Here is a 23,893-nt window from a genome sequence, read left to right as displayed (position 1 = left end):
GAAAGCCCTCGACTGAGTCGAGGGCTTTTCTGTTGCGCCACAGTGTGCGCGGAGTCGTGTGGAACAGATATGCCGGTTACTTGGCCGGTGCCAGATCCTTGCTGACGCTATCGAGCACGCCGTTGATGAACTGCACGGACTCAGGCGTGGAGAAGCGGCGGGCAATTTCCAGCGCCTCGTTGATGATGATCGGGCGCGGCGTCTGAGGATAGCCGAGGAACTCGGCAACGCCGGCGCGCAGGATGTTGCGGTCAACGGCGGCCATGCGGTCCATGCGCCAGTGTTCGGCGTGGCGCTCAATCATCTTGTCGATCTCCTCAATGCGCGAGGTGGCCACGCGGAACAGGTCGTCGGCAAAGCCGCGTACGCCTTCGTCAAGATCTTTGCGCTCGGCCCAGAATGTCCTCTGAACCTGGTCGGTGTTCTGCTTGCCCATATCGAACTGGAACAACATCTGGAGCGCGAGTTCGCGCGATTTGCGTCGGGTTCCCATGTCGGGTTGAATCCTTTCTCTGGCGCCGGCGGCGTGCGCTGCGCTCTCTCTGGTGGCGGGGCGATGCTCCGGAAGCGCTCCAGCCGCGGCCTGCGGAGCAGGGTAACCGGCGGCGAGCAGGGGAGACAACAGCCCGCTTTCTCAATTTCTGTTGTATCACAAGCCCTGCTCCGGAGCGTGGCAGAGCATTCGCGACGCAAAGCGCCCGCCAGAAGAGCGTAAGGCGCCCACGGCGGGGCGCCTCTTATCTCTGCTGGAGCAGGTTATTTGCCCTGGAAGTTGGGCGCGCGCTTTTCGAGGAAGGCGCGGGTGCCCTCGGTCTTGTCCTCGGTGGAGCAGCAGAGCGCGAACAGAGCGGCCTCATAGTGAAGGCCTTCGGCGAGCGTCATCTCCATGCCACGGTTGACGGCGTCGAGGCAATAAGCGATCGCCAGCGGCCCGCAGGCGAGAATTTTGGCGGCGATGGCGTGTGCGCGCGGCAGCAGGTCCGCTTGCGCCACCACTTCGTTTACCAGCCCGATTCGCAGCGCCTCCTGCGCGGGAATAGGGTCGCCGCCGAGGAGCATCTGCAGGGCCACGCCCTTGCCCACCAGCCGCGGCAGCCGTTGCGAGCCGCCGTAGCCGGGGATGATGCCGAGCTTAACCTCCGGCTGACCAAACCTGGCGTTTTCGCTGGCCAGCCGCATGGTGCAGGCCAGCGACAGCTCGCAGCCGCCGCCAAGGGCAAAGCCGTTGACGCAGGCGATAACCGGCTTGCCGAGGTTCTCAATCAGGTTGAACAGCTCCTGCCCACGCAGGGCAAACTCGTGGCCGCTCTGCGCCGTGGTGGAGGCCAGTTCGTTGATGTCGGCGCCGGCGACGAAGCTCTTTTCCCCCTCGCCTGTAAGCAGCACCACGCGAATGGAGCGGTCGTCGCGCGCGGCCTCAAAGGCGGTGCGCAGCTCGGCCAGGGTGGCGGCGTTCAGCGCGTTCAGCACCTTGGGGCGCGCAATGGTGATGGTGGCAACGGCTTCGTGCGTCTCGTAGCGAAGGTTCTCGAAGGATGTCGGCATGGTGCAGTCTCCGGTCAAGCATGTCGCAGTGGGGGCGAGCACGGTGTCTCCGGCGGAAGCCCCACATGCTCCGCGGAACCGAGAACTATATCAGCGGCCGCGTCTGGAACCAAGTTGAAGGGGCGGCGGCCTAAACTCCGGTGCGGAAATTGCCGATTTGCTCAGCAGGGAGCCACGGTTGCAGACCGCACCAGGAGGAGTTATTCCTGCATCGGACCACCTTCGCGTTTTCAAGAACCTGAGAAGCCGGACCACGCTGCGGGCCGAAGCCGTTGTGCTGGCGTTGCTGGTGGCGGTGCTGACCGTAGCTGGGGTGGCGGTGCTACAGGCGGCGCTGCATGAGGATGAGATGCGCGACGAACTGGTGGGGCGTTCGCGGGCCGCCATCATTCTTGCCCAGCAGGCGCAGCTGGGGGCGGCCGAGTCGCAGAACGGCGTTCGCGGCTACGCCATGACCCGGGACCCAAAGCTGTTACAGCCCTATCACCACGGGGTCGAGAAATTCATTGCAGCCATGTACAGGTTGAGCATGCTTGTGGAAGAGGACCCACAACTGCGAAGCCAGGTGCAGGACATGGTGGAGAAGTTCGCCGCCTTTCGAGACGGCCCTGCGACGCGCCTGGTATTGAGCCGTCCGGATGAGGCCGAGCAGACCTTGCTGGTGATTGCGACCGACCGCACGATGGAGGAACTGGAGGCTGACGCGCAGAGGTTCGTCAACCTGGAGCAGATCCGGCTGAACCAGCGTGAAAGAGAGAGTCTGGCGGCGGCGCGGCGCGTGCATGTGATCTCGACCGCGCTGTTTTTGCTGGCCGTGGTAGTGGCGGCCGGGGCGGCGTTGCTGGTGGCGTTGCCGCTTAGCCGCAGTCTGCGCGGGTTGACCGGCGCTGCCAAAGCCGTCGCGGGTGGGGACTTCGCCCGCCGCGTCCCATTGACCGGCAACCATGATGTGCGCGAACTGGGCGTGGCCTTCAACACCATGGCGGAGCGGCTGGAGGGCCGGGTGATGCAGGAGACGGTGATGAACCGCTTCCGCGAGATGCTGCACGCGGCGCAGACGCTGGAAGACGCGCGGGCCTGCATCCAGACCTTTGCGCCCCTATGCCTGCCGGAAGCCGAAGGCGTGTTGTATTTGACCAATGACTCGCATCACCTGCTGGAGATGGTGGCAAGCTGGGGCGAAGCGCCCAAGAAGGCCGTGTTCTCCGTCAACGACTGCTGGTCGTTCCGGCTTGGGCGCATGCACCAGATGTCGGACCCGGGCAGTGACCTGCAGTGTGACCACATTCTGAACAAGATGCTGCGGACGGCCTGCATTCCACTACAGGCGCAGGGCGAGGCGGTGGGTCTGCTGGTGCTGGCGCTGCATGAAGCGCAGGTTTCCCGTGTGGCTGAGACGGTGGCCGAGATGCTCTCGCTGACGCTGGCCAACCTGAAGCTGCGCGAGGCCATGCGTCAGCAGGCAACCTGCGACCCGCTGACCGGACTGTTCAACCGCCGCTACTTGGCGGACACCTTCGAGCGTGAGCTGGCGCGCGCGAGGCGCAGCCAGGCCCCGCTGTCGGTGGTGGTCTTCGATGCCGACCACTTCAAGAAGTTCAATGACACGCATGGGCACGGCGCGGGTGACGCCGTGCTGAAGAGCCTGGCGGAGGCCATGCGCGCCTCGGTGCGGGAGAGCGACATTGTGTGCCGCTATGGCGGCGAGGAGTTTGTGGTGCTGATGCCGGAGTGTGACCTGGAAGATGCCGCCCGGCGCGCCAGCTCCGTGCGGACTGCGGTTGAGCAGTTGAGCGTGCGCTTTGAAGGGCAGTTGCTGGGTGCGGTGACGGTCTCGGCCGGAGTTGCAGCCTGTCCTCTGCACGGCTCCACCCCGGATTCGCTGATCAGCGCAGCCGATGAGGCGCTTTACGAGGCCAAGCGGCAGGGGCGGAACCGCGTGGTGGCCGCCAGCGGAGGTAGGCCCAATAGCGAGGGAAAGGTGCAGCCGCTGGATGCCAGCGTGATGTAAACTGAAAGTGCCCCGAATTTGGGGCTTATCCAGCCGAATTTTCCGCCTTCCGGATATCTTTTTCCCTTGTCGCGAACGATTGACGTCTGGCACGCCGCTTGCTATAGTTGAGAGGTTCTGCGAGTCGAATCAGGCTTGCCTGAGCTGACTGCGCTTCTGTGTCTCTGAAAGTTTTGGTTCACAGGAAGTGAAGCCGAGCTGAAGTATTGGCGGAGCTGCAAGGGAAGTAAGACCCGTGAGGTGTGCGAAACACCTGCAGAAAACGGGTTCCCTCGCTGACAAAGAACCTGCGCTTCCTCTTGCGCTATGCGGAGGGTATGCAGGTTCAGGTTGCGAAACGGAGTGCCACCCGCTGCGAAGCGGAGCAAGAGTGCCACCGTCGCCACCTTACATTCAGGAATCCCCAGTTTTCCCAAGCGTGGCCGTCAAGGCTGCGCGGGAAAGAATGGTCTGAGGCGGAATATCCCATCAGACCAGGCCCGACAAGGGTTGTGCGGAGTGCTGGACGCGTGTTCGTCCGGCTTCTGTAGCAAGGCCCCGGCCTTGTGCCGGGTTGTGTGTGGCGCGCTGAGCGCGCCGGAAACAAGGAGCTCGAAGAGTGCCTACGTTTAATCAGTTGGTGCGCAAGGGACGCAAGGCGCCCCGGTACAAGACGGCCAGCCCCGCGCTGCAGGCCTGCCCGCAGAAGCGTGGCGTTTGCACGCGCGTCTACACTCAGACCCCGAAGAAGCCGAACTCGGCTCTCCGCAAGGTTGCGCGTGTTCGCCTGACCAACGGCATCGAAGTGACGACCTACATCCCCGGCGTCGGCCACAACCTGCAGGAGCACTCCATCGTGCTCATCCGCGGCGGCCGCGTGAAGGATCTTCCGGGTGTTCGTTACCACGTTGTCCGTGGCACGCTGGACTCGGTGGGTGTGGCGAATCGCAAGCAGAGCCGCTCCAAGTACGGAGCCAAGCGCCCGAAGTCGTAACAAGTTTCATGAACCCGCCCGCCGGTCCGAGATCTGGCCGCGCGGGAGTAATGGCCGCAAGGCCGTGAAGAGTGAGGAAAGCGAATGCCGAGAAAAGGACATATTGCCAAGCGCGAACCGATGCCGGATCCGGTCTACGGTTCCACCCTGGCGAATAAGTTTGTCAACTCCCTGATGTGGGGTGGCAAGAAGAGCACGGCGCAGGGCATCTTCTACAAGTCGATGAAGGCCCTGGAAGCAAAGGGCGGCGACGAAGCCTTGAAGCTGTTCAAGAAGGCCGTCGAGAACGCCAAGCCGCTGCTCGAAGTCAAGACCCGCCGCGTGGGCGGCGCGAACTATCAGGTTCCGGTCGAAGTCAATCCCGATCGCCGCACTTCGCTGGCGATCCGCTGGTTGATTACCTACAGCCGCCAGCGTCCTGAGAAGGGCATGGTTGACAAGCTGACCAATGAGTTGCTGGACGCCGCCAATGGCAAGGGCGCGGCAATCAAGAAGAAGGACGAAGTACATCGCATGGCGGAGGCAAACAAGGCCTTCGCGCACTACCGCTGGTAAAGGGTAGGATCTGTCCGCCCGGCGGCCTGGAGGCCGTCCGGGCATTCGGACATCGCGTGGACAGGGGCAGCCCGCTGGCTGCTCAACCGCAACCAGCGCAGGCTCCGGCCTCCGCGATGACAAAGGAAAAGTAGAGCCGTGGCACGACAGGTTCCATTAGAGCATTGCAGAAATATCGGCATCATGGCTCACATTGATGCCGGTAAGACGACGACGACCGAGCGCATCCTGTTCTACACCGGCCGCACGCACCGCATTGGCGAAGTGCATGACGGCACGGCGACCATGGACTGGATGGCGCAGGAGCAGGAGCGCGGTATCACCATCACCAGCGCTGCCACCACCTGCTTCTGGAAGCACGTCCGCATCAACATCATCGACACGCCCGGCCACGTCGACTTTACCGCCGAGGTTGAGCGCTCGCTGCGCGTGCTGGACGGCGCGGTTGCGGTGTTTGACGCCGTTCACGGCGTGGAGCCGCAGTCGGAAACCGTGTGGCGCCAGGCTGACAAGTACGGCGTGCCCCGCATCTGCTTCATCAACAAGATGGACAAGATGGGCGCCGACTTTGATCACGCGGTCGACACCATTCGCAAGCGCCTGAACGCCAAGCCGGTCGCCATCCAGATGCCGATCGGTGCCGAAGACAAGTACAAGGGCTGCGTCGACCTGTTCCGCATGAAGGCCATCTTCTGGCATGACGAGACGATGGGCGCGGAATACTCGCTCGAGGAGATCCCCGAAGATTTGAAGAAGAAGGCCGAGAAGCTTCACCAGACGCTGGTTGAAACCATTGTTGAGTGCGATGGCAGCGACGAGCTGATGGAGAAGTGGATCGAAGGCGAAGCGATTGCCCCCGAGGTGCTGGTTGCCTCGCTGCGCAAGAGCGTCATCGCCATGAAGGTCTTCCCTGTGCTGTGCGGAACGGCCTTCAAGAACAAGGGCGTGCAGCCGCTGCTCGACGCCGTGATTGACTTCCTGCCTTCGCCGCTCGACGTTCCTTCCGTGAAGGGCGTTGATCCGGATGACAAGACGAAGGAAGTGGATCGCCACGCCAAGGACGACGAGCCGCTTTCCGCTCTGGCCTTCAAGATCATGACCGACCCGTTCGTCGGCCAGCTGACCTTTATCCGCGTCTACAGCGGCCAGTTGAAGACCGGTGACACCATCTACAACCCGACGAAGCGCCGCTCGGAACGTATTGGCCGCCTGCTCCGCATGCACGCCAACAAGCGCGAAGAAATCAGCGAAGTGCTGGCTGGCGACATCTGCGCCTGCGTGGGCTTGAAGACGGCTTCCACGGGCGACACGCTGTGCGATGAGACCAAGCCGGTCATCCTCGAGTCGATTGAGTTCGCTGCCCCGGTTATCGACGTGGCGGTTGAGCCTAAGACCAAGGGCGACCAGGAAAAGATGGGCGTTGCGCTGAACAAGCTGGCGCAGGAAGATCCGACGTTCCGCGTGCACACCGACCCGGATAGCGGCCAGACGATCATCAGCGGCATGGGCGAGTTGCACCTGGAAATCATCGTTGACCGCATGATGCGCGAGTTCAACGTGCAGGCCAACGTCGGCAAGCCGCAGGTGGCCTACCGCGAAACCATTCGCAAGAAGTCGGAAGCCGAAGGCAAGTACATCCGCCAGACCGGTGGCAGCGGCCAGTACGGACACGTCAAGATCCGTCTGGAGCCGCAGGAGCCGGGCAAGGGCTTCGAGTTCGAGAATGCGATTGTCGGCGGCTCGATTCCGAAGGAGTACATCAAGCCGGTCGAGCAGGGCATCAAGGAAGCCATGGAAGGCGGCGTTCTGGCCGGCTACGAAATGGTGGACGTCAAGGCCGTGCTCTACGATGGCAGCTATCACGAGGTTGACTCGAACGAAATGGCGTTCAAGATCGCCGCGTCGATGGCCTTCAAGGAAGCGGCCCGCAAGGCTTCTCCGGTTCTGCTGGAGCCGGTGATGAACGTGGAAGTGGTTGTGCCGGAAGAGTACATGGGCACGATCATTGGCGACCTGAACAGCCGCCGCGGACGCATCGAGGGTATCGAGCACCGCGCCGGTTCGCAGGTGATCAAGGCGATGGTGCCGCTGGCCGAGATGTTCGGCTACGCGACGACGATGCGCGGCTCGACCCAGGGACGCGCGACCTTCTCGATGCACTTTGCGCGGTACGAAGAAGCACCGCGTTCGGTGGCCGAGGAGATCGTGGCCAAGGTCCAGGGAAAGACGGCCACGAAGTAGGTTTGTGAATTCGGCGGGGCTTCGGCCCCGCAGCAGCAACCAAGGGCTGAGCAGTGCCCGCAACGAAATTCAGGATGGAGCTCTGAGCAATGGCGAAAGAGAAGTTTGACCGCAGCAAACCGCACGTGAACGTGGGCACGATTGGTCATATTGACCATGGCAAGACGACCTTGACGGCGGCGATCACGAAGGTGTTGGCCAAGCACAACCCCGGCATCAAGTTCCGCTCGTTCGACTCGATCGACAACGCGCCGGAAGAGCGGGAGCGCGGCATCACGATTGCGACGGCGCACGTGGAGTATGAGACGGCGAACCGTCACTACGCGCACGTGGACTGCCCGGGCCACGCCGACTACATCAAGAACATGATCACCGGCGCGGCGCAGATGGACGGCGCGATTCTGGTGGTTGCGGCCACCGACGGACCGATGCCGCAGACGAAGGAGCACGTTCTGCTGGCGCGCCAGGTTGGCGTTCCGTACATCGTCGTGTTCCTGAACAAGTGCGACGCGGTTGAGGATCCGGAACTGATCGACCTGGTTGAGATGGAAGTCCGCGAACTGCTGTCGAAGTACCAGTTCCCGGGCGACGATCTGCCGGTGATCCGTGGCAGCGCGCTGGGCGCGTTGAACGGGGAAGAGAAGTGGGAAAAGTCGATCGACGAGCTGATGGAAGCGGTGGACAAGAACGTACCGCTGCCGGCGCGCGCGGTTGACCAGCCGTTCCTGATGCCGATCGAAGACATCTTCTCGATCTCTGGCCGCGGCACGGTTGTGACGGGCCGTATCGAGCGCGGCAAGGTGAAGGTCGGCGAAGAGTGCGAAATCGTTGGCTTCCGCGAGACGCGCAAGACGGTTGTGACGGGCGTCGAAATGTTCAAGAAGCAGCTGGATGAAGGCATGGCGGGGGATAACGCCGGTCTTCTGCTGCGCGGCATTGCGAAGGAAGACGTTGAGCGCGGCATGGTTCTGGCCAAGCCGGGTTCGATCACGCCGCACACGAAGTTCAAGGGCGAAGTTTACGTGTTGTCGAAGGAAGAAGGCGGACGTCACACTCCGTTCTTCAAGGGCTACCGCCCGCAGTTCTACTTCCGCACGACGGACGTTACGGGCGTTGCGGAGCTTCCGGCGGGCACCGAGATGGTGATGCCGGGCGACAACGTACAGCTTCAGGTTGAGCTGATCACTCCGGTTGCCATGGAAAAGGGCCTGCGCTTCGCCATCCGCGAAGGCGGCCGCACCGTCGGCGCCGGTACCATCAGCGAGATCCTGCAGTAACAGTTTTTCTCGGCAGGTGCGGTTCACGCCGCACCTGCTGATTTCCGGGCTCTGCCCCGGACAAGGCCCCGGCAGCCAACTGACGGGGTAATTGAGCAAGGAGTCAGCAACATGCCCCGCGAGATTTGCCAGCTTCAGTGCACTGAGTGCAAGAATAAGAACTACTCGACCACCAAGAACCGCAAGACGACGACTGAGCGTCTTGAGTTCAACAAGTTCTGCCGCAAGTGCCGCAAGCACACCCCGCACAAGGAAGTGAAGTAGGCACCGGATTGACGGCCAGAGCGGTTTTTGCCGCTTGAGCCGTCGGGTGCCGCGCTGAGCGCAGTTGGTTGTGGGTTTGAACGCCCAGACTGCGTGCCGGCGAAGGTGCAGCAATATCTCATTCGGGCGGCGGTGTTTGGGTCGTCCGCCAGGATGAAGGTTCGAGGCGTGTAGCACTCGGACCCTCTCCCGTGAGAGGATTGACAATACAGGGGCGTAGGCTCAACGGTAAACCGGCGGTCTCCAAAACCGTTTTTGGGGGTTCGAATCCCTCCGCCCCTGCCATCGTCCTCCCGGCGAGTTAAGCAGGAAGGCCCGCAGAGGCAGTGGGCTGGTCAGCAGAGTTTGCAGTGAACCCGCGGCGCCCGCGGGTTTCAGACAGGAACTGGAAATGGCGAAGGCAGCAGTAGAGAGCGCGAACGAGAACAGCCTGGTGGCCCGCGTCAAAGGCTGGCCGCAGGGTATCAAGTCCTACTACAGCGACGTGCGCACCGAGATGAAAAAGGTGACCACGCCCACGCGCAAGGAAGTGCAGGGAACCACGGCGGTGGTGATCATCACCGTGTTTGTGTTCGCTGGTTACTTCTGGATTGTGGATGGCGTGGTGGGCAAGGCGCTGGAGGCGGCCCTCCACTTTTTTGAGCGCCGTTAGCAGCCGGTAAACGCGCGGAAGGCGCGTGAGAGATGATGGACGAAACGATAAAGAACGAGAGCACCCCGCAGGAACCGGAAACGAGCGCCACTGGCGCAGCGGCCGAAGCCCCCGCGCAGGCCTCCCCGGCTGGCGATGCTCCCGCCAACCCGAACATGAAGTGGTACATCATCCACGCTTATTCGGGATTTGAGCGCAAGGTGAAGGAATCACTGGAGACGCGCGTGCATGCCTTCGGGTTGGAGAGCAAGATCGGCCGCGTGCTGATCCCGACCGAAGCCGTCACCGAGGTGCGCAACGGCAAGAAGCACACCAGCGAGCGCATGCTCTACGCCGGCTACGTGCTGGTTGAGATGGACATGGACGACAACGTCTGGCACGTGGTGAAGGAAACGCCGCGCGTGACCGGATTTGTGGGCACCGGCCAGCAGCCGACCCCGCTTTCCGAGGACGAAGTCAACCAGATCATCTACCGCGTCCAGGTGGGCAAGGAAAAGCCGAAGCTCAAGGTCAAGTTCGACAAGAACGAGAGCGTTCGCATCAGCGAAGGTCCGTTCGCCACCTTTACCGGTGTGGTCGACGAGGTCAACGAAGACCGCGAGACCCTGAAGGTGATGGTCACGATCTTCGGCCGCTCGACTCCGGTGGAGCTGGAGTTCGGCCAGGTAGAGAAGATTCTCAGTTAATCTTAGCAGTAGGCAGGGTTCAAGTTTGCGGCATCCCTGAACTCGCCCGGACCGAAAATCCTAGGTTCGGGGCTCCGTAAGGAGCGGGAGCCGGAGAAAAGAAAGGTTAACCATGGCAAAGAAAATTACTGGATACGTAAAGCTGCAGGTGGAAGCCGGCAAGGCTACCCCGGCACCCCCGATTGGCCCCGCCCTTGGTCAGGCGCAGGTCAACATCATGGAGTTCTGCAAGCAGTTCAACGCGAAGACGCAGAACAAGGAACTGGCCGGTCTGATCATCCCTGTGGTGATCACGGTTTACAACGACCGCAGCTTTACCTTCATCACCAAGACGCCTCCGGCTGCCATTCTGCTGAAGCGCGCCGCCGGTATCGCCAAGGGCTCCGGCACGCCGAACAAGGACAAGGTTGGCAAGGTGACCGAGAAGCAGGTTCTGGACATCGCGAAGCAGAAGATGCCGGACCTGAACGCCGCCTCGCTCGAAGCTGCCGTGAAGAGCGTGAAGGGCACGGCCCGCTCGATGGGCCTGGAAGTTATCGCCGGTTAAGTTTGCAGGTTTCGAAGGCGTTCCGCCGCGGCTCTCAACGGGCTTAAGGCGGAACGCAGTCGCATAAAACCACGGCCCCCTGCACCCGCAGGGCAAGCGGTGGGAGACAGGAGCAGGAAATGCCTCGTACAGGTGGAAAGAATATTGAGAAGGCGCGCGCCGCGGTTGAAGCGCGTGCATACACGTTGGTCGATGCGGTCGCGCTGCTGCAGAAGGTGAAGTTCGCCAAGTTTGACGAGGGCGTCGATGTGACGTTCCGTCTTGGCGTCGATCCTCGCCACGCCGACCAGATGGTGCGCGGAACCGTGGTTCTGCCCCACGGCCTCGGCAAGAGCAAGAAGGTTCTGGTCATCGCCTCCGGCGAGAAGGTGCGTGAGGCGGAAGCCGCCGGCGCCGACTTCGTGGGCGGCGAGGACATGGTCGAGAAGATCCAGAAGGAAAACTGGACCGACTATGACGCCGTGATTTCGACCCCCGACATGATGAAGTCGGTGGGCCGCCTCGGCAAGGTGCTGGGTCCCCGCGGCCTGATGCCGAACCCGAAGACCGGCACGGTTACCCTGGACGTTGCCAAGGCCATTCAGGAAGTGAAGGCCGGCAAGGTTGAGTTCCGTACCGACAAGACTGCTCTGGTGCACGTGCCGGTGGGTAAGAGCTCGTTCGACGCGCAGAAGCTGGTCGACAACGCCACCACCGTCATCACGGCCGTGGTGAAGGCGAAGCCGCCGGTTGCCAAGGGCAAGTACATCAAGGGCTGCTATCTCAGCTCGACGATGGGCCCCGGCATCCAGGTCGATACGGCTGCGATCGAGGCCGCCAACAAGGCATAAGCGGTTTATCTGGGCGGCGTGACCGCCCCTGCGGAGTTGCTCCGCACCAGACAAGATAAAGAAGGAAAACGGCAATGGCTGTCACCAAGACAAAGAAGATTGAGCAGGTTGATGCGCTGGCAGAGACCCTGAAGGCCGCCAGCAACGGATTCGTGACCGAATACGGCAAGATCACCGTGGCGCAGGACGATCAGTTGCGCCGCGCGGTGCGCGCCGCCGGCGGCAAGTACCAGGTTGTGAAGAACACCCTGGCCATCCGCGCCGCGCAGGGCACTGCGTTTGAAGGCGTGGTGAAGAAGGGCCTGAAGGGCCGCACCTCGATTGCCTATACCTCGGGCGATCCGGTGGCGCTGGCCAAGGCTCTCACCAAGTATGCCAAGGACAACCCGGAACTGACGTTCAAGGCAGGCCTCGTCGAAGGCAAGGCAGTGGACGTGAAGGACATCGAAGCACTGGCGAGCCTGCCGTCGAAGGAAGAGCTGTACAGCAAACTGCTGTTCCTGCTCAACGCTCCGGCGACGCGTCTGGCTTCGGCACTGGCGGGCGTGGGCCGCAACATGGCCATCGTCATCGACCAGGGCGTCAAGGAAAGCAAGTTCAAGGGCGAAGAGGCTCAGGCCTAATCGCCCGACCGGCCCGGAGTATGGGCCGGAACGCAAGGGATCGGGGCCGTCCGCGGTTTGGCGGCTCCAACAGATTCCGTTATGCGTTGTGGAATGTGTCCAGTCCGTTGCCAGAGTCTGGAGTAACGGCAGGGGTCGAGGCGCTGAGCGCCCCGGCAGGCCAAAGTAACGCAGGGACTGCGTGATGGCCGCCTGTAATCCCCGGGAGCACGTGACCACGCGGGACATAACGAAATCACAACGAATAACGAAAACGATTGGAGAATCGAAATGGCTGATTTGGCTGCTCTGAAGGAACAGATTTGTGGTTTGTCGCTGCTGGAAGCTGCGCAGCTGGTGAAGGAACTGGAAGAGACCCTGGGCGTGTCGGCTGCGGCCGCGGCTCCGGTGGTCGTGGCTGGCGGCGCTGCCGCTCCGGCCGCTGCTGCGGAAGAGAAGACTGAGTTCAACGTGATCCTGACCGCCGCTGGCGCCAACAAGATCAACGTGATCAAGGCCGTCCGCGAAGTCACCAGCCTGGGCCTGAAGGAAGCGAAGGACCTGGTTGACGGCGCTCCGAAGCCGATCAAGGAAGGCGTCTCGAAGGAAGAGGCCGAGAAGATCAAGGCCAAGTTCGTCGAGGCTGGCGCCACCGTCGAAATCAAGTAGTTGTGCCCTGTGGGAGCCCGGTCAACCGGCCGGGCTCCTGCCGGTACCATCCCCTGGTTGGCACGGGGTATTCCCGCTGTCAAGAAAAATGTGATCTGAAGCAACATTTTTCCGCTGCTTCGGAGTATTATTTATAGATGTAGTTTGAGCGGCAGTCTGGCTAGGCGTGCGCCGAGCGATCGGGAGCGTCTGCGCCTGACGCCGTTTTGTGGTGTCTACTCCAGGAAGGCGACCCTGGGGATGCAGGGACGCACGGGCTGTTCCGCAGTGTCAGAATAGTTCGCGCGCGAGCGCAACGCAAGCAGCAACGCCAAGGAAGAGGAGCGGTCCTCCCATCGCCGGAGATCGCGGAATTCCCGGGCAGTGAAGTGCGGCCGCCATGCGGAGGCAGGTCGCAGCTCAGAGAAGCACGAAACGGTTCACCCAGATGCGATAGCTCCGCAGCGGGTGGGCTGGGAACAGGCTCTTTCATACTGGCGCGGGAAACGAAGATGCATACGACCGGTGCGCAGCAGCGCCGGCGGCCTGAACGACAGGCCGTACAAGCGAACAAGACGCCGTCCAAGGCGCCTGCAGGGAAGTGTGTCCCTGCGGGCTTTTGACGTGTTCAGAGATTTTTGAAGTAGATGCCGGGCGCGTGCGGTTGCCGAAACCCTTCGCGCGGAATGCCGCCCCGGTGGACGAGCGTCCAAGTTCCTTCCGTTTAATACGCGCCAGCGTAGACAGAGAGCAACAGTAGTCCCGCGGTCCGCGACCGCGGGCGGGCGACACAAAAGCTGCGTCCAGGGCTGGGACGCAGTAAGCGCGGCCCTGCGCCGCGCGTGCCCCGGCGCCACTGCGCCGGACCCGGCAACCACGAGGGAGCTATGTGCTGCAGCATGCTGTCGAGCAATCGGCGGAAAGATCGCAGCCAGCGTCTCGCTTGTGGCAGCAGGCAAATTTGAGGAGTCACAATGGCTGAACAGAAAACAGCGTTTCGCAAACGCCTGGACTTTTCCAAGATTCCGGCAACCATCCGGATCCCGAACCTGATCGAGGTTCAGAAGCGTTCCTATGAACGTTTCCTTCAGATGGACAAGCTGCCAAGCGAGCGCGACGAGGCCGGTTTGCAGGCCGTCTTCCAGTCCGTGTTTCCCATCACGGACTTCCGCAATGTTTCCCAGTTGGAGTTTGTCGACTACCAGATCGGCAACTGGGAGTGCAAGTGCGGACACCTGAAGGGGCTTCATCACCTGCGCACCACGTGCCGTTCCTGCGGATCGACGGTCGTTACCGACCCGTTCCATCCGGGCGACGTGCTCTGCTTGAAGTGCGGCACCTATAACGCCAACACCCCGGATTTCTGCTCCAAGTGCGGCGACCCGGTGGGCATGCAGTTGAAGTACGACGTGCATGAGTGTGAAGAGCGCGGCATGACGTTCAGCGCACCGCTGAAGGTCACCATGCGCCTGACCATCTTCGACAAGGACCCGGAGACCGGCAACAAGACCATCCGCGACATCAAGGAGCAGGAAGTCTTCTTCGGAGACATCCCGCTGATGACCGACAACGGTACGTTCATTGTGAACGGCACCGAGCGCGTCATCGTCAGCCAGTTGCACCGCTCCCCGGGCGTCTTCTTCGAGACGGCCAACAACCACACCTACTTCCTCGGCAAGATCATTCCGTACCGCGGCTCCTGGGTGGAGTTCGAATACGACCAGAAGAACGTGCTCTATGTGCGCATCGACCGCAAGCGCAAGTTCCTGGGCACGATCTTCCTGCGCGCCCTCGGCCTGCGTTCGGATGAAGACATCCTGCGCACGTTCTACACGGTCGACCGCATTGCGCTGAAGGACAACAAGCTGTTCTGGACGCTGGAGCCGGGCGTGGAGCGCCCGACGAACCTGCTCGGAATGAAGCTGGCGCACGCCATCAAGAACAAGGCGGGCGAGGAAATTGGGCATGCCGGCCGCAAGGTCAACGCCAACACCCTGCGCGAGCTGGTGAAGGCCAAGATCGAAGAGATCGAAATCGACGTCGCCGATCTGGAAGGCGCATATGTCGCCAGCGACGTGGTTGACACCAATACCGGCGAGGTTCTGCTGGAGGCCAATGCCGAACTGACCGCGGGCAAGCTCTCGAAGATGCTCGAGGCCGGTGTGACCGACATTCAGGTGTTCTTCCCTGAGCGCGACGACGTGGGCACGATCATTTCGGCCACGCTGCGCCGTGACTCCGTCAAGACGCCGCAGGAAGCCCTGATCGAGATTTACCGCAAGCTGCGTCCGGGTGACCCGCCAACGCTGGATACGGCCACCGCGCTGTTCCACGGCATGTTCTTCGATCCGCGCAAGTATGACTTCTCGGCTGTCGGACGCTTGAAGTTCAACATCAAGCTGTTCGACAACGAAGACGCCACGGACCGCAAGGTGCGCACTCTGGAGCCGGATGATTTCTATGAAACCATCCGCTACCTGCTGAAGCTGCGCAAGAACATCGGCCAGGTGGACGATATCGATCACCTCGGCAACCGCCGCGTGCGCGCCGTGGGCGAATTGATGGAGAACCAGTTCCGCATCGGCCTGGTCCGTATGGAACGCGCCATCAAGGAAAAGATGAGCGTCTACCAGGAAATGTCGACGGCGATGCCGCATGACCTGGTCAACGCCAAGCCGGTCATGGCTGCCATCCGCGAGTTCTTCGGATCCTCGCAGCTGTCGCAGTTCATGGACCAGACGAACCCGCTGTCGGAGATCACGCACAAGCGCCGCCTGTCGGCCCTTGGACCGGGCGGTCTGTCGCGTGAACGCGCTGGATTCGAAGTCCGCGACGTTCACCCGACGCACTACGGCCGTATCTGCCCGATTGAGACGCCGGAAGGTCCGAACATCGGCCTGATCTCGTCGCTGAGCTGCTATGCCCGCATCAATGACTACGGCTTCATCGAGTCGCCCTACCGCAAGGTGAAGGACGGCCGCGTGCTCGACTACGTCACCGTTGTCAACTCCGGTGACAGCGAGCTCCGCGTCGGCGACCATGCCGAGAAGGAAGAAGTTCTCAAGGTCAACGAGGAGCTGCGCTCGCGCAAGAAGAAGCTGGTCGACTACGAGCCGTTCAGCTTCTACCTGTCGGCCTGGGAAGAAGACAAGTGGGTCATCGCGCAGGCGAACGCCGAGCTGGACGAGAAGGGCAACATCATCACTGACCTGGTGAATGCCCGCAAGACCGGCAACTTCATCCTGATCGACAAGAAGGACGTTGAGTACATCGACGTCAGCCCGAAGCAGCTGGTTTCGGTCGCCGCCTCGCTCGTGCCCTTCCTGGAGCACGATGACGCGAACCGAGCCCTGATGGGCGCCAACATGCAGCGCCAGTCGGTTCCGTTGCTGCGTGCGCAGGCACCGATCGTCGGCACCGGCATGGAAGGCGTTACGGCGCGCGACTCCGGCGCCGTGGTGCTGGCCCGCCGCTCCGGCATTGTGGACTCGGTCGACAGCGAGCGCATCATCGTGCGCGTTGAAGGCGAGCACAATCCGACGCAGTTGTCGCGCGAAGTCGGCAGCGACATCTACCAGCTCACGAAGTTCAAGCGTTCGAACCAGAACACCTGCATCAACCAGCGTCCGGTCGTGAAGCGCGGCCAGCGCGTGTTGAAGGGGCAGGTCATCGCCGACGGTCCTTGCACGGACAACGGCGAACTGGCACTGGGACGCAACGTGCTGGTCGCGTTCATTCCGTGGCGCGGCTACAACTTTGAGGACGCCATCCTCGTCTCCGAAAAGATGGTGAAGGAGGATTACTACACCTCCGTTCACATCGAGGAGTTCGAGATTGAAGCGCGCGACACCAAGCTGGGGCCAGAAGAGGTCACGCGCGATATCCCCAACGTTAGCGAAAACGCGCTGCGCGATCTGGACGAGAGCGGCATCATCCGCATCGGAGCCTCGGTGAAGGCCGGAGACATTCTGGTCGGCAAGGTGACTCCGAAGGGCGAGACGCAGCTCACGCCGGAAGAGAAGCTGCTGCGCGCCATCTTCGGCGAAAAGGCCGGCGATGTTCGCGATGCTTCGCTCACGTGCCCTCCGGGCATTGAGGGCACCATCGTCGACGTCAAAATCTTCTCCCGCAAGGGACAGGAAAAGGACGAGCGCGCCAAGCAGATCGAAGGGATGCAGGTTGCACGCCTCGAGAAGAACCTCTCGGACGAAATCCGCATTTTGACCGACGAGCGTTTGAAGCGCTTGGAAGGCCTGCTGGGCGGCAAGGAAGTTCTGGCCGACCTGCACGACGAGCGCACCAACAAGCGCCTGCTGACCAAGGGCCTGATCCTCGACCGCGAGACCATCGAGCGCATCTCGACGCGCAACCTGAAGCGCATCAAGTTCGCCGACAAGGACCCGCGGGTCAACGAGCAGATCGACGAAATCGAAGAGATGACCTCGCGCCAGATCGACGTGCTGCGCAAGATCGTCCGCGAGAAGGTCGACAAGCTGCAGAAGGGCGACGAACTGCCGCCGGGCGTGATCAAGCTGGTCAAGGTCTACATCGCCATGAAGCGCAAGCTGAGTGTGGGCGATAAGATGGCCGGCCGCCACGGTAACAAGGGCGTCATCGCGCGCATCCTGCCGGAAGAGGACATGCCGTACCTCGAGGACGGAACGCCGATGGAGATCGTCCTGAATCCGCTGGGCGTGCCTTCCCGTATGAACGTCGGACAGATCCTGGAAACGCACCTGGGTTGGGCCGGCAAGGAAATCGGCAAGAAGGTGACCGAGATGCTCGAGGAGAACAAGGCCTCCGAGCAGATCCGCGCCGGCTTGAAGAAGCTGTTCGAAGGCATGCCGTTCGTGCCCGAGTTCGACGACCTGGACGAGGAAACGCTGCTGAAGTTCGCCGACGACCTGAAGGACCGCGCCTACTTTGCGACGCCGGTCTTTGATGGCTCCAGGGAAGAGGAGATCAAGGCGCTGTTGGAGCGCTGCGAGCTGCCGACTTCCGGCAAGACGTACCTGTATGACGGCATGACGGGCGAGCGCTTCGAGCAGCCGGCCACCGTCGGGTACATCTACATGCTGAAGCTGTCTCACCTGGTCGACGACAAGATTCACGCGCGTTCGATTGGACCGTACTCGCTGATCACCCAGCAGCCGCTGGGCGGCAAGGCGCAGTTCGGTGGCCAGCGCTTCGGAGAAATGGAAGTGTGGGCGCTGGAAGCTTACGGCGCCGCCCACATCCTCCAGGAGCTGCTCACCGCCAAGTCCGACGACGTGTTTGGCCGCACCAAGATTTACGAGGCCATCGTGAAGGGCGAAGCGGCGATCGAGCCGGGCGTGCCGGAATCGTTCAACGTGCTTATCCGAGAACTGCAGTCGCTCTGCCTTGATGTTGAGTTGATCAAGGTGAAGGAGAACGAGCAGTTGCCGCCGGCTGAGCCCGTGACGGTGGCCGCCGACTAAACGGTTGCACGGGGAGCGCGGAGCCACTGGCACCGCGCCTCCCCGCTTGAGTTCTGAAGAATCGAAGATCCGCACACGGAGCACCCAGGCGCGCGGATCGTGGATTCGGAGACCGGTTCGCCGGTCGCTAGCTGGGAGCCGCAGGCGGTCGCGCAAGACCGCAGGTCCTGAATGCACAGCGGCGTTCAGGAAGGAGGCAATTTGTACCGTTCGAGCCCATTCGATCTCGGCAACAACATCGCGGACTTCGACGCGATCCGGATCAGCGTCGCCTCGCCGGAAAAGATCCGCAGCTGGTCGCACGGCGAAGTCACCAAGCCGGAAACGATCAACTACCGCACCTTCAAGCCGGAGCGCGACGGCCTGTTCTGCGCCCGCATCTTCGGCCCGGTCACCGACTGGGAGTGCTTGTGCGGCAAGTACAAGCGCATGAAGCACCGCGGCGTGATCTGCGACAAGTGCGGCGTGGAAGTCACGCTCAGCAAGGTTCGCCGCGAGCGCCTTGGCCACATCGAGCTGGCATCGCCCTGCTCGCATGTCTGGTTCTTCAAGGGCCTGCCCAGCCGTATCGGCCACATTCTCGATATCTCCCTGCGCGACCTTGAGAGCGTGCTCTACTTCGAGGCCTACGTGGTCGTCGAAGCCGGTGAAGCGCCGGTCAAAGAGCGCGACATCATCAAGGAAGAATCGAAGTTCCGCGAACTCGATCAGCAGTTCCGTCCCACCGGCTTCAAGGCCATGATGGGCGCCGAGGCGATCAAGGAACTGTTGAAGCGCGTTGACACCGAAACGCTTTCCGTCGAGCTGCGCGAAAAGATGCGCAACGAGACCTCTCTGCAGAAGCGGTTGAAGTACGCCAAGCGGCTGAAGGTCACCGAAGCGTTCCGCAAGAGCGGCAACAAGCCGCAGTGGATGATTCTCGACGTGATTCCGGTCATTCCGCCGGAACTGCGCCCGCTGGTTCCACTCGACGGCGGCCGCTTTGCCACGTCGGATTTGAATGACCTGTACCGTCGCGTCATCAACCGCAATAACCGGTTGAAGAAGCTGATGGATCTGCACGCTCCGGAAGTCATCGTGCGCAATGAAAAGCGCATGCTGCAGGAAGCGGTGGACGCGCTGTTCGATAACGGCCGCCGCGGCCGCGTGCTGCGTGGCGCCAACAACCGCCCGCTGAAGTCCCTGAGCGATACGCTGAAGGGCAAGCAGGGCCGCTTCCGTCAGAACCTGCTGGGCAAGCGCGTTGACTACTCGGGCCGTTCGGTCATCGTCGTCGGTCCGGAGTTGAAGCTGCACCAGTGCGGTCTGCCGAAGAAGATGGCGCTTGAGCTGTTCAAGCCGTTCATCTATCACCGCCTGGAGCAGACCGGCCACTGCACCACCATCAAGCAGGCCAAGGAAATGGTGGAGCAGCAGGACCCGATCGTGTGGGACATTCTGGAAGAGGTCATCAAGGACCACCCGGTGATGTTGAACCGCGCTCCAACCCTGCACCGCCTGGGCATTCAGGCCTTTGAGCCGGTGCTGGTGGAAGGCAAGGCCATCAAGATTCACCCGCTCGTCTGCACGGCGTTCAACGCCGACTTCGACGGTGACCAGATGGCTGTGCACATTCCGCTATCTCCGGAAGCGCAGATTGAAGCCAGCGTTCTGATGCTGGCCTCGCACAACATTCTGTCCCCGGCTTCGGGCGCGCCAATCACGGTCCCGACGCAGGACATGGTGCTCGGCATCTACTACCTGACCAAGGCGAAGGTGGATGCCCGCGGCGAAGGCCGCGCGTTCAGCGACATTGAAGAAGTGCTGCTGGCACGCGAGGCCGGCGAGGTGGAGACGCTGACGCCGATCCGCCTGCGCTACACCGGCGAGGTCATCGACCTGACCACCGCGTATGACGATCAGGAGATCATGCACACCGAGCCGGTGACGCTGAGCCGCCAGTTCGTCAACACCACGGTGGGCCGCGCCATCCTGAACGACCGCCTGCGCGCGGCCGCTCCGGAGATGCCGTTCATCAACGGCCTGATCAAGAAGAAGGGCATCGGCCAGCTCGTCAACTACTGCTACCTGCGCTTCGGTCTGGAAACGACCGTGCGCATGCTGGACGAGGTGAAGACCCTCGGCTTCCAGTCGGCCACCCGCTCCGGCCTGTCCATCGGCATCGACGACATGGTCATCCCGGACAGCAAGAAGGGAACGGTCAAGGCCGCGCAGGACGCCCGTATCGCCATTCAGCAGCAGTACCTGGACGGCGCCATCACCAACGGCGAGCGCTACAACAAGGTCATCGAAATCTGGTCGGGCGTCACCGAAAAGGTGGCCGACGAGATGTTCGGCGCCATGAAGCAGCGCGACAAGGAAGGCGTCATCAACCCGATTTACGTGATGGCCGATTCCGGCGCCCGCGGTTCCAAACAGCAGATCCGCCAACTCTCCGGTATGCGCGGCTTGATGGCCAAGCCTTCGGGCGAAATCATCGAGACGCCGATCACGGCGAACTTCCGCGAAGGCCTGACGGTGCTCGAGTACTTCATCTCGACGCACGGCGCGCGTAAGGGCCTGGCCGATACCGCTTTGAAGACGGCCGACTCGGGCTACCTGACCCGCCGACTGGTCGACGTGGCGCAGGACGTGATCATCAGCGAGTACGACTGCGGCACGGTCGACGGCATTTACGTCGGCTCCATCGTCGAGTCCGGTGACATTATCGAGCCGCTGCGCGACCGCATTGTGGGCCGCGTCTCGCTCGAGAAGATCAAGGACTACGAAGGTAACGTGATCGTCGACGTCAACGGCGACATCACGGAGGAAATCGCCATCGCGATTCAGGCTGCCGGCGTTGAGCGCGTCAAGATCCGCTCGGTGCTGACCTGCGAATCGAAGCGTGGCGCCTGCGTGAAGTGCTACGGCCGCAACCTGGCCACCGGTCGCACGGTGGAACTGGGCGAGGCGGTCGGCGTGATCGCCGCGCAGTCCATCGGCGAACCGGGAACGCAGCTCACCATGCGTACCTTCCACATCGGCGGCACGGCGTCGCGAGTCAGCGAGCAGTCGCGCCAGGATGCGAAGAACAACGGCACGGTGCGCTTCATCAACCTGATGACGGTTAAGAGCAAGGCCGGCGACCTGGTGGTGATGAACCGCAACGGCTCCATCGTGGTCATGGACGACAAGGGCCGCGAAAAGGAGCGCTACTCCATCGTGTACGGCGCGCACGTCAAGGTGAACGAAGGCGATCAGGTTCAGGTCGGCCAGTTGCTGGTCGAGTGGGACCCGTACACCTTCTCCATCCTGACCGAAATCGGCGGCACCGTGGCCTTCAAGGATTTGCAGGAAGGCCTGACGCTGCACGAGGAAGTCGACGAAGTCACCGGTCTGTCGCGTCAGGTGGTCATGGATTCGCCGGATGAAAAGCGCCAGCCCGCCATCGTCATCAAGGGCGCCAAGGGCAACAAGCGTTACCTGATGCCTTCACGCGCACACCTGATGGTGGCCGACGGCGACGAGACCTTCCCGGGCGATGTGCTCGCGAAGATTCCGCGCGAATCGACCAAGACCAAGGACATCACCGGCGGTCTGCCGCGCGTGGTGGAACTGTTCGAAGCGCGCAAGCCGCGTGAGACGGCCGTCATGAGCGAGATCGACGGCGAGGTCAAGCTGGGCGAAGTGAGCAAGGGCCAGCGCAAGGTGTACGTGGTGGCCGACGACGGAACGGAAAAGGAATACTCCGTGCCGCGCGGCGTCCACGTGAACGTGCAGGAAGGCGAGCGCATCCGCGCCGGCGAACAGCTGATGGATGGCCCGCTGAACCCGCACGACATTCTGGCCGTGCTCGGCGAGAAGGAACTGCAGGCCTACCTGGTCAATGAGATTCAGGAAGTCTATCGTCTGCAGGGCGTCGCCATCAGCGACAAGCACATCGAGGTCATCGTTCGTCAGATGATGCGGTGGGTGAAGGTCGAGGATGTGGGCGACACCAGCTTCCTGCTCGAACAGCAGGTCGACCGCTTCCGCTTCCGTGAGGAGAACGAAAAGGTCATTGCCAACGGCGGCAAGCCGGCCACCGGCCGTCCGCTGCTGCTCGGCATCACCAAGGCATCGCTCTCCACTGATTCGTGGGTTTCCGCCGCGTCGTTCCAGGAGACCACGCGCGTGCTCACCGAGGCCGCTATCACCGGCTCGGTCGATCACCTGCGCGGCCTGAAGGAAAACGTCATCGTCGGACGCCTGATCCCGGCCGGCACCGGCATGGAGTACTACCGCAACGTGCGGCTGGCTCCGGAGCTGGAAGAAGCAGCCCAGAAGGTGCAGGAAGAGATCAGCCGCGAAAACGAAGAAGCCGAGCGGGCGCTGGAACTGCTGCGCCAGGAAGGCGAGAACGAGCCGGAAGAGCTCAACGCCGACTAAATCCACACGGACCCCGGAAGGCTTCAGGCCGGGGTCCCCAACAGCTTTGCTGTTGGGGTGGAGGAAGGCGAGAACGAGCCGGAAGAGCTCAACGCCGACTAACCGGCGCCGCCAGCCAGGCGGGCAAGCCGCAAGACTCAAAGCCCCGGTGCCAATGTGCACCGGGGTTTCTCTTTGTGTCGCAACGGCAGAATTGCCCGCCGAACCCAACTTCATTCTCCCAACTGGAGCGGCACTCGTTTAGAATCAAGGCGAAAGCTCAGGTGCTCAACAAGGACGTGTGCGGTACCAGACAATCGCGATGGGGAAGTTCCTGAAGCTGTTTCGGATAGCGGTATGGCGGGCGTTTACGCACGACCAGTTCGCCGTGGCCAAAGCCGCGGCTTACTCCGCCATTCTGACCATTTTTCCAGCCGTGCTGGTGCTGGCCAGCATTCTGGCTGCCTCGCACACCACCGCGCAGTTCATCCGCCAGGTGGCGTATTCCATCGGACGCATTCTTCCGGAAGGCACGCAGTCGGCGGTGCTCACCTACTTCCAGGGCAACAAGCCGGTGGGCGCGCGCATGATCGTGCTGACCTCGCTGCTGACGCTCTGGACCGGCTCCGGCGTGATGATCTCCTGGATGGATGGCTTCCATCGTGCCTACCAGATGCCGCGCAGTTGGACGATGACGCAGGAGCGCGTCGTCAGCTTTTTGCTGGTGGTGCTCGCCGGAATCCCAATGGCATTCGTCAGCTTTCTGCTGGCCTTCGGCTACCAGATTGAGATGTGGATGATCCATCGCGGCGGCCATGAATTCGGCCCTTACATTCTGGGTCTCTGGACGGCAATACGCTGGATGATTGCGGCCCTCACGAGCATCGCGGTCATCTCGCTCATCTATCACCACGGCGTGCCGCGCACGCAGCCCTGGCACCGTGTTTTGCCCGGTGCGACGCTGGCGACGCTGCTTTGGTTCGCCTCCACCATTGGCTTCGGCGTCTACCTGCGTCGATTCGCCAACTATAGTTTCGTCTACGGCTCGGTGGGCACGGCCATTGTGCTGCTCATCTGGCTGTACATCGTTTCCCTGGTGGTGCTGGTTGGAGCTGAGTACAACGCCCTGTGCTCGCCGCGCTACCTGTTCGGAAGCTATTCGGAGTTGAAGCCCGATGAGCTTCGCGTGCGCCAGCCGCACATGGAAGATTAGAGAT

17 protein-coding genes and 1 tRNA gene are annotated in these 23,893 nt (G+C 62.1%); 16 read left to right on the top strand and 2 right to left on the bottom strand.

The window, feature by feature from the left end; translation table 11 throughout:
- Positions 1-76: 76 nt before the first annotated feature.
- Together nusB and AC6IZO_RS11720 are read right to left on the bottom strand one after the other, a co-directional pair.
- Positions 77-493 (bottom strand): transcription antitermination factor NusB, encoded by a 417-nt coding sequence (gene nusB, locus AC6IZO_RS11725; RefSeq protein WP_497804981.1) that lies wholly within the window; start codon positions 491-493, stop codon positions 77-79.
- A gap of 263 nt (positions 494-756) precedes the next feature.
- Entirely contained in the window at positions 757-1,545 is a 789-nt protein-coding gene (locus tag AC6IZO_RS11720; RefSeq protein WP_497804980.1) for an enoyl-CoA hydratase-related protein, read from the bottom strand.
- A 274-nt stretch (positions 1,546-1,819) separates the two neighbouring features.
- On the opposite strand from AC6IZO_RS11720, the gene AC6IZO_RS11715 reads away from it, so the two are divergent.
- The 16 genes from AC6IZO_RS11715 (at position 1,820) to AC6IZO_RS11640 (ending at position 23,889) form a co-directional block, all read left to right on the top strand.
- Positions 1,820-3,556, top strand: a complete 1,737-nt coding sequence (locus AC6IZO_RS11715) for a diguanylate cyclase (RefSeq protein WP_497804979.1) — start codon at positions 1,820-1,822, stop codon at positions 3,554-3,556.
- 598 nt (positions 3,557-4,154) lie between these two features.
- Positions 4,155-4,529: a 30S ribosomal protein S12 gene (rpsL, locus tag AC6IZO_RS11710; RefSeq protein ID WP_497804978.1), complete on the top strand. Its 375-nt coding sequence runs from the start codon at positions 4,155-4,157 to the stop codon at positions 4,527-4,529.
- 84 nt (positions 4,530-4,613) lie between these two features.
- The gene (rpsG, locus tag AC6IZO_RS11705) at positions 4,614-5,084 is read left to right on the top strand and encodes a 30S ribosomal protein S7 (RefSeq protein ID WP_497804977.1); all 471 of its coding nucleotides are present in this window, start codon (positions 4,614-4,616) and stop codon (positions 5,082-5,084) included.
- Positions 5,085-5,222: 138 nt separating this feature from the next.
- The gene (gene fusA, locus AC6IZO_RS11700; RefSeq protein WP_497804976.1) at positions 5,223-7,325 is read left to right on the top strand and encodes an elongation factor G; all 2,103 of its coding nucleotides are present in this window, start codon (positions 5,223-5,225) and stop codon (positions 7,323-7,325) included.
- An 89-nt stretch (positions 7,326-7,414) separates the two neighbouring features.
- Complete coding sequence (gene tuf, locus AC6IZO_RS11695; RefSeq protein ID WP_497804975.1) at positions 7,415-8,602, top strand: elongation factor Tu; 1,188 nt, start codon at positions 7,415-7,417, stop codon at positions 8,600-8,602.
- A 111-nt stretch (positions 8,603-8,713) separates the two neighbouring features.
- The gene (rpmG, locus tag AC6IZO_RS11690) at positions 8,714-8,866 is read left to right on the top strand and encodes a 50S ribosomal protein L33 (protein ID WP_497804974.1); all 153 of its coding nucleotides are present in this window, start codon (positions 8,714-8,716) and stop codon (positions 8,864-8,866) included.
- 210 nt (positions 8,867-9,076) lie between these two features.
- Positions 9,077-9,151 (top strand) — tRNA-Trp (locus AC6IZO_RS11685).
- A 106-nt stretch (positions 9,152-9,257) separates the two neighbouring features.
- Complete coding sequence (gene secE, locus AC6IZO_RS11680; protein ID WP_497804973.1) at positions 9,258-9,518, top strand: preprotein translocase subunit SecE; 261 nt, start codon at positions 9,258-9,260, stop codon at positions 9,516-9,518.
- Between the two features lie 35 nt (positions 9,519-9,553).
- Entirely contained in the window at positions 9,554-10,204 is a 651-nt protein-coding gene (nusG, locus tag AC6IZO_RS11675) for a transcription termination/antitermination protein NusG (RefSeq protein WP_497809954.1), read from the top strand.
- A gap of 112 nt (positions 10,205-10,316) precedes the next feature.
- Positions 10,317-10,751 carry a 50S ribosomal protein L11 gene (rplK, locus tag AC6IZO_RS11670; protein ID WP_497804972.1) on the top strand — a complete coding sequence of 145 codons (435 nt, stop codon included), beginning with the start codon at positions 10,317-10,319 and terminating at the stop codon, positions 10,749-10,751.
- Between the two features lie 119 nt (positions 10,752-10,870).
- The gene (rplA, locus tag AC6IZO_RS11665) at positions 10,871-11,581 is read left to right on the top strand and encodes a 50S ribosomal protein L1 (protein WP_497804971.1); all 711 of its coding nucleotides are present in this window, start codon (positions 10,871-10,873) and stop codon (positions 11,579-11,581) included.
- A 74-nt stretch (positions 11,582-11,655) separates the two neighbouring features.
- Positions 11,656-12,204 (top strand): 50S ribosomal protein L10, encoded by a 549-nt coding sequence (gene rplJ, locus AC6IZO_RS11660; RefSeq protein ID WP_497804970.1) that lies wholly within the window; start codon positions 11,656-11,658, stop codon positions 12,202-12,204.
- Between the two features lie 270 nt (positions 12,205-12,474).
- Entirely contained in the window at positions 12,475-12,852 is a 378-nt protein-coding gene (gene rplL / locus AC6IZO_RS11655; protein ID WP_497804969.1) for a 50S ribosomal protein L7/L12, read from the top strand.
- A 953-nt stretch (positions 12,853-13,805) separates the two neighbouring features.
- Positions 13,806-18,290: a DNA-directed RNA polymerase subunit beta gene (gene rpoB / locus AC6IZO_RS11650; protein ID WP_497804968.1), complete on the top strand. Its 4,485-nt coding sequence runs from the start codon at positions 13,806-13,808 to the stop codon at positions 18,288-18,290.
- A gap of 201 nt (positions 18,291-18,491) precedes the next feature.
- Positions 18,492-22,697: a DNA-directed RNA polymerase subunit beta' gene (rpoC, locus tag AC6IZO_RS11645; protein ID WP_497804967.1), complete on the top strand. Its 4,206-nt coding sequence runs from the start codon at positions 18,492-18,494 to the stop codon at positions 22,695-22,697.
- A 301-nt stretch (positions 22,698-22,998) separates the two neighbouring features.
- The gene (locus AC6IZO_RS11640; RefSeq protein ID WP_497804966.1) at positions 22,999-23,889 is read left to right on the top strand and encodes a YihY/virulence factor BrkB family protein; all 891 of its coding nucleotides are present in this window, start codon (positions 22,999-23,001) and stop codon (positions 23,887-23,889) included.
- The last annotated feature ends 4 nt before the right edge of the window (positions 23,890-23,893 follow it).

The organism is Oryzophilus luti (genome assembly GCF_059726245.1).
This window is presented reverse-complemented; position numbering and strand designations above follow the sequence as displayed.

Excerpts from the sequence above, each read along its gene's own strand:
- rplL (WP_497804969.1), top strand. The coding sequence starts at position 12,475 with ATGGCTGATTTGGCTGCTCTGAAGGAACAGATTTGTGGTTTGTCGCTG.
- secE (WP_497804973.1), top strand. The coding sequence starts at position 9,258 with ATGGCGAAGGCAGCAGTAGAGAGCGCGAACGAGAACAGCCTGGTGGCC.
- rplK (WP_497804972.1), top strand. The coding sequence starts at position 10,317 with ATGGCAAAGAAAATTACTGGATACGTAAAGCTGCAGGTGGAAGCCGGC.
- rpoB (WP_497804968.1), top strand. The coding sequence starts at position 13,806 with ATGGCTGAACAGAAAACAGCGTTTCGCAAACGCCTGGACTTTTCCAAG.
- rplA (WP_497804971.1), top strand. The coding sequence starts at position 10,871 with ATGCCTCGTACAGGTGGAAAGAATATTGAGAAGGCGCGCGCCGCGGTT.
- rpmG (WP_497804974.1), top strand. The coding sequence starts at position 8,714 with ATGCCCCGCGAGATTTGCCAGCTTCAGTGCACTGAGTGCAAGAATAAG.
- rplJ (WP_497804970.1), top strand. The coding sequence starts at position 11,656 with ATGGCTGTCACCAAGACAAAGAAGATTGAGCAGGTTGATGCGCTGGCA.
- nusG (WP_497809954.1), top strand. The coding sequence starts at position 9,554 with ATGGACGAAACGATAAAGAACGAGAGCACCCCGCAGGAACCGGAAACG.
- nusB (WP_497804981.1), bottom strand. The coding sequence starts at position 493 with ATGGGAACCCGACGCAAATCGCGCGAACTCGCGCTCCAGATGTTGTTC.
- AC6IZO_RS11720 (WP_497804980.1), bottom strand. The coding sequence starts at position 1,545 with ATGCCGACATCCTTCGAGAACCTTCGCTACGAGACGCACGAAGCCGTT.
- rpsG (WP_497804977.1), top strand. The coding sequence starts at position 4,614 with ATGCCGAGAAAAGGACATATTGCCAAGCGCGAACCGATGCCGGATCCG.
- AC6IZO_RS11640 (WP_497804966.1), top strand. The coding sequence starts at position 22,999 with ATGGGGAAGTTCCTGAAGCTGTTTCGGATAGCGGTATGGCGGGCGTTT.
- tuf (WP_497804975.1), top strand. The coding sequence starts at position 7,415 with ATGGCGAAAGAGAAGTTTGACCGCAGCAAACCGCACGTGAACGTGGGC.